Below are 4,437 nucleotides of genomic sequence, written 5' to 3'. Positions count from 1 at the left end.
CGCGCCCGCAGCAGCGGCGCGCCGGGCGGCTCGGGGATCGGCGCGCGGGGCGCCGGGATCGGCGCGACCGGGGTCTCGGGGCCGGTGATGCGGCGGATGTCGATGCCGCCGGGGTCGGGGCGTTCGGCCATCGGCACCTGCGAGGCGCCGAAGTGCCCGCCGCGCGCCCAGTCCCGGCGGGACCGCAGCGCGTGGTACGACTGCGGCGACGGCAGCGGGGGGCCGGCGGGCCATCGGCGGGCGACGCCCCAGGTCTCCAGCCACGCGACGATCGCCTCGACGCCGAGGAGCAGCGAGCTGGTGAACGGCACCCGCGACTGGCCGACCACCATGATCTGCACGCAGGCGCGGCCCTCGCGGCCGGCCGGCAGGCCGAGCAGGAGGGCCGCCCGGGTGGCGGGCACGAGCTGGACGACGTCCCCGGAGCCGGGGTGCCAGACCAGGTGCGGCGGCCGTTCCTCCTTCAGCAGGTCGGCGGCCGCCGACCGCGCCGAGACGCTGCGGGGATCGCACTCACCGGACAGCCATACGGCACGGGGCGCACCTCCCCGTAGCGCTCCACCGTCGTGTCGTGCCGGCATGCGGCCGGCTCCCGGCAGCCATGCGTCTGCCACGGTTGCGTCCCCCCAATCGGGCGGTCTAGCCCCGAATGGTCTAGTCCTCTTCTCTTAGCCCAGCGGGACCCATGAGTCCAGCTTGCCGCCACGGGCTGGGAACAACGGCCGGCGCGTGCGACCACGACGAAGCCCACTCTTCGCGGCAGTCGATGCAGAGGCGTACCCATGGCGTCTTCCGAATCCACCCGAGCAAACCCGTTTTCTCCGCAAGTTTCAGCGCCTCGGAGGTTTAACGGCATTTCGGACATCATCGTCGCAGGTCACCACCGTGATGGGGGTACGGTTTACCGGCTTCGGCCGGTGTCCGGATGTGGCCGAGGGGTTACCGAGCGCATCATCCGGCCCGGCCGGGGGATGCTGCGGGCCGCACTCCGGGGGTCGGCTGCACGGCCCGGACCGAGCCGCGTTCTAATGGTGGGTCATGACCGTTGACGCTGACCTTCCGGCCGGGGTGCCCGGCATCGACGTCCCCCGCCTCGCGGACTGGCTGGCCCGCGAACTGCCCGGCGCCGGCCGCATCAGCGCGATCGACCTGATCGCGGGCGGCCGCTCCAACCTGACCTACGGGCTCACCCTCGCCGGCGGGCGCCGGATCGTGCTGCGGAGGCCGCCGCTCGGGCACGTCCTGCCGACCGCCCACGACATGGGCCGCGAGTACCGGGTGCTGTCCGCGCTCGGCGACGCCGGCTCCGTGCCCGTCCCGCGCACTCTCGCGTTCTGCGACGACGAGGACGTCATCGGCGCCCGCTTCTACCTCATGGACTACGTCGACGGCCGCGTGCTGCGCACCCGCGAGGACGCCGACGACCTCACCCCCGAGCAGGCGCGCGGCCTCAGCGAGGCGCTCGCCGGCGCGCTCGCCGCCATCCACACCGTGGACGTGAAGGCCGCCGGGCTGGAGGACTTCGGCCGCCCCACCGGCTACATGGCCCGGCAGCTCAAGCGCTGGGGCAAGCAGTGGGACGGCTCACAGGACGCCATCAAGGCCACCGGCAACACCCACGACCTGCCCGAGTACGACCGGCTCGTGGCACGGCTCGCCGAACGGCTCCCCGCCGACGCCCCGGCCCGGCTCGTCCACGGCGACTTCCGGCTCGACAACGCGCTGGCCCGGCTGGAGCCGCGCCCCGAGATCGCCGCCGTCGTGGACTGGGAGATGTCGACGCTCGGCGACCCGCTGTCCGACCTCGGCCTCACCCTCGTCTACTGGGCCGAGCCCGGCGACGCCGAGCAGCTCCCCGTCGGCGCCACGATCACCGCCGCGCCGGGGTTCTTCGGCCGCCGCGAGTTCACCGAGCGCTACGCCGAGCTGACCGGCTTCGACCTCGCCGACCTCGACTTCTACGTCGCGTTCGCGTGCTTCAAGCTCGCCGTCATCCTGGAGGGCATCCACGCCCGCTTCCTGCAGAACGCGACCGTCGGCGAGGGCTTCGACCAGATCGGCGCCGCCGTCCCGCTCCTGCTCGGCCGAGCCCACGCCGTCCTCGACGCCGGCTCCCCCTGGTGACCCTCCCGGGCGGGCCGCGTCAGCAGTACCCGACGGACGCGGCCCCGCCCGGGGCGAACGAGACGGACCCGTTCCTCGACCCCCAGCACAGGCCGTTCGTCCGCGACACCGACACGCCGGCGCTCTGGCCGGCCGCCAGGTGCCCGGACCCGTGCGCGCTCAGCTCGCCGGAGGTCCCCGTGACGCGCCAGTTCACCGGGCCGCCGACGGCCCGGACGGTGACCGTGCAGGAATCGCTCACGTGCATGTCGCATCCGCTGACCGCCAGATGACCGGTCCGGGGCGGCGGGGGCGGCGCCTGCGTGGTGGGCTGGGACGGCGGCTTGGTCGTCGCCGACGTCGACGTGGACTTCGACGCGGACGGCGACTCCGACGGGGACTTCGACGGTGACGGCGACGTGGTCGACACCGTCGGGGACGGGTCGGACGGCATCGGCTCGGCCGGGACGCTCGGGTCGCCGGAACCGCCGCCGGCACCGGTCGACGCCGACGACGGCGTGCCCGCCGCGTCCGGCTCGCCCTCGCCGCCGAACGCCGTCATCGCCCCGGCCAGCACCACGACGGCGGCCACGGCGGCCGCGGCCGCCCCGATGATCGGGCCGCGCCGCCGGCCGCCGGTGCCGCGGTCCTTCGCCCGCGCCGGCGTCGCGTCGTAGGGCAGCGGCCAGCCGTACTCGTCGAACGGCTCCGTCCACGCCGCGATGGCCCGGCGGTTGCCGGCCCGGTCCTCGGCCGTCGCCGCCGTCAGCACGTCCAGCCGCAGGTCGGCGGGGATCGCCGCGATCGGCAGCACCGACAGCAGCCGGTCCGCGGGCAGCGGCGGCGTCTCCAGCTCCGCGCACACCGGGCAGCTCGCCACGTGCCGCACCAGCGACGCCGCCGTCTGCGGCGCCAGCGGCCACGACTCCGTCAGCGCCGAGACGCTCGGGCAGTCCTTCCAGTGGTTCTGCGCGATCAGCGCGGCGTGGATCGCGGCGTCCAGCCCGGCCCGCGACCGCTCCACGAGCTCGAGGGTCTCCTCCAGCGGGATGCCGAACACGCCGGACAGGTCCACCTCGTCCAGCTCGTGCCGGACGGACAGGTCGATCGCCTCGCGCTGGCGGCCGTTGAGCGCGGCGAGCGCGCTGTGCGCGAGCAGCCGCCGCTCCTCGCGGCGGGCCAGCTGCTCGGCGGACAGGTCGTCATCCGCCTCCGGCGCCTCCTGCCCGACGTGCCGGTTCGGGCTCTCGCGGCGCCGCATGCACTCCTTGCGGGCGATCGCGTACAGCCAGCCGCGCAGCCGGTCCGGCTCGCCGAGCCGCCCGACGTGCTCGCGGGCCGAGATCACGCAGTTGCGCAGGGCCCCGGCCGCCTCGACGCGGTCGCGCAGCAGGCCGTGGCAGTAGTCGAAGAGGAATGGAGCGTAGGCGTCGTACACCTCGGTCAGCGCGATGACGTCCCCGGCCCGCAGCGACTCCGCCAGCCTCAGGTCGTCGTTGCGCGCGGACCCCGGCTCACCGGCCACGGAACCCTCCAGTCGAATCAGTGTCGTCGATCGTGCCCCCGGTGAGCGCCGGCGTCGGGACGCCTACAGGCGCGCTCTGGTTGCCCGATCTTGCCACCAACTTGATGGAATTTCTCCCGTTGGTCCGAATTTTGTGACCGTGACGGTACGCGGCGTGGCCGTATCGCCTTCCGGAACAGCGACTACGCAAGCGAATGTGATCTGGGTCTCACTACTGGGACGAGCTGTTCCCGCCGTCCTGCGGTGCGCAGGTCAGGGTGACCGTGGCCACGCCGTTGGGTGAGAACCGGACGGTGCCGCTCCCGCCGTTCGGGTCGCAGGCGCCCGTGACCGTCGCCGTCCCGACGCCGCCCGCGGCGAGGCTACCGCCACCGCTCGCCGAGACGCCGGAGGCGCCGATCACCGACCATGTGACGGGGCCGCCGACGGCCTGCACCCTGATGGAACAGCTGCTCGTGGTGGTCGTGGAGATACTGCACCCGCCCACCGACAGGGTGCCCTTGGTGGGCTTGCTGTGAATGGGGGCGGGCTTGCTGGAGTGGGACGCCCGCGTGTGGGTGCGCGTCGGCGTGGGCGTGGCCGAGGTGCGCGTGGGCGTCGGCGTCGGGGACGTGCTGGTCGCCGACGGCGTCGGCGACTTCGTCGGGTCCAGCGACGTCGTGGACTCCGACGGGTCCGGTGCCGACGACGAGCCCGACGGCGCGGACTGCGCGCTCGTGTTCCCCGGCGACCCGCCCGGCATCAGGAAGAACGCCCCCACGACGATCAGCACGACCGCCGCGGCGGCGGCGAGCGCGGGCCACAGGGCG

The 4,437-nt window shown here is 74.2% G+C and carries 5 protein-coding genes; 3 read left to right on the top strand and 2 right to left on the bottom strand.

What is annotated here, in order from left to right:
* The coding region (locus tag ABZ914_RS47320) for a hypothetical protein (protein WP_500201192.1) at positions 1-581 on the bottom strand (581 nt) is incomplete at its 3' end.
* A gap of 457 nt (positions 582-1,038) precedes the next feature.
* Here ABZ914_RS47320 and ABZ914_RS47315 point away from each other — a divergent pair.
* Positions 1,039-2,124 (top strand): phosphotransferase family protein, encoded by a 1,086-nt coding sequence (locus tag ABZ914_RS47315; protein ID WP_387029854.1) that lies wholly within the window; start codon positions 1,039-1,041, stop codon positions 2,122-2,124.
* A 19-nt stretch (positions 2,125-2,143) separates the two neighbouring features.
* On the opposite strand, the gene ABZ914_RS47310 is transcribed toward ABZ914_RS47315, so the two are convergent.
* Positions 2,144-3,628, bottom strand: a complete 1,485-nt coding sequence (locus ABZ914_RS47310; protein WP_500201191.1) for an RNA polymerase sigma factor — start codon at positions 3,626-3,628, stop codon at positions 2,144-2,146.
* Between the two features lie 263 nt (positions 3,629-3,891).
* Between ABZ914_RS47310 and ABZ914_RS47305 the strand changes: the two genes are divergently transcribed.
* Positions 3,892-4,146 carry a hypothetical protein gene (locus tag ABZ914_RS47305; RefSeq protein WP_500201190.1) on the top strand — a complete coding sequence of 85 codons (255 nt, stop codon included), beginning with the start codon at positions 3,892-3,894 and terminating at the stop codon, positions 4,144-4,146.
* Positions 4,147-4,437 (top strand): hypothetical protein (locus ABZ914_RS47300; RefSeq protein ID WP_500201189.1); only part of this gene is annotated, 291 nt, incomplete at its 3' end.

This window comes from Spirillospora sp. NPDC046719 (assembly GCF_040645715.1).
Classification (GTDB): domain Bacteria; phylum Actinomycetota; class Actinomycetes; order Streptosporangiales; family Streptosporangiaceae; genus Spirillospora.
Note: the sequence above shows the minus strand (reverse complement) of the source record. Positions and strands in the feature narration are given on the sequence as shown.

What these genes read in the sequence shown, in the direction of transcription:
- ABZ914_RS47315 (WP_387029854.1), top strand. Translation starts at nt 1,039, where the DNA reads ATGACCGTTGACGCTGACCTTCCGGCCGGGGTGCCCGGCATCGACGTC.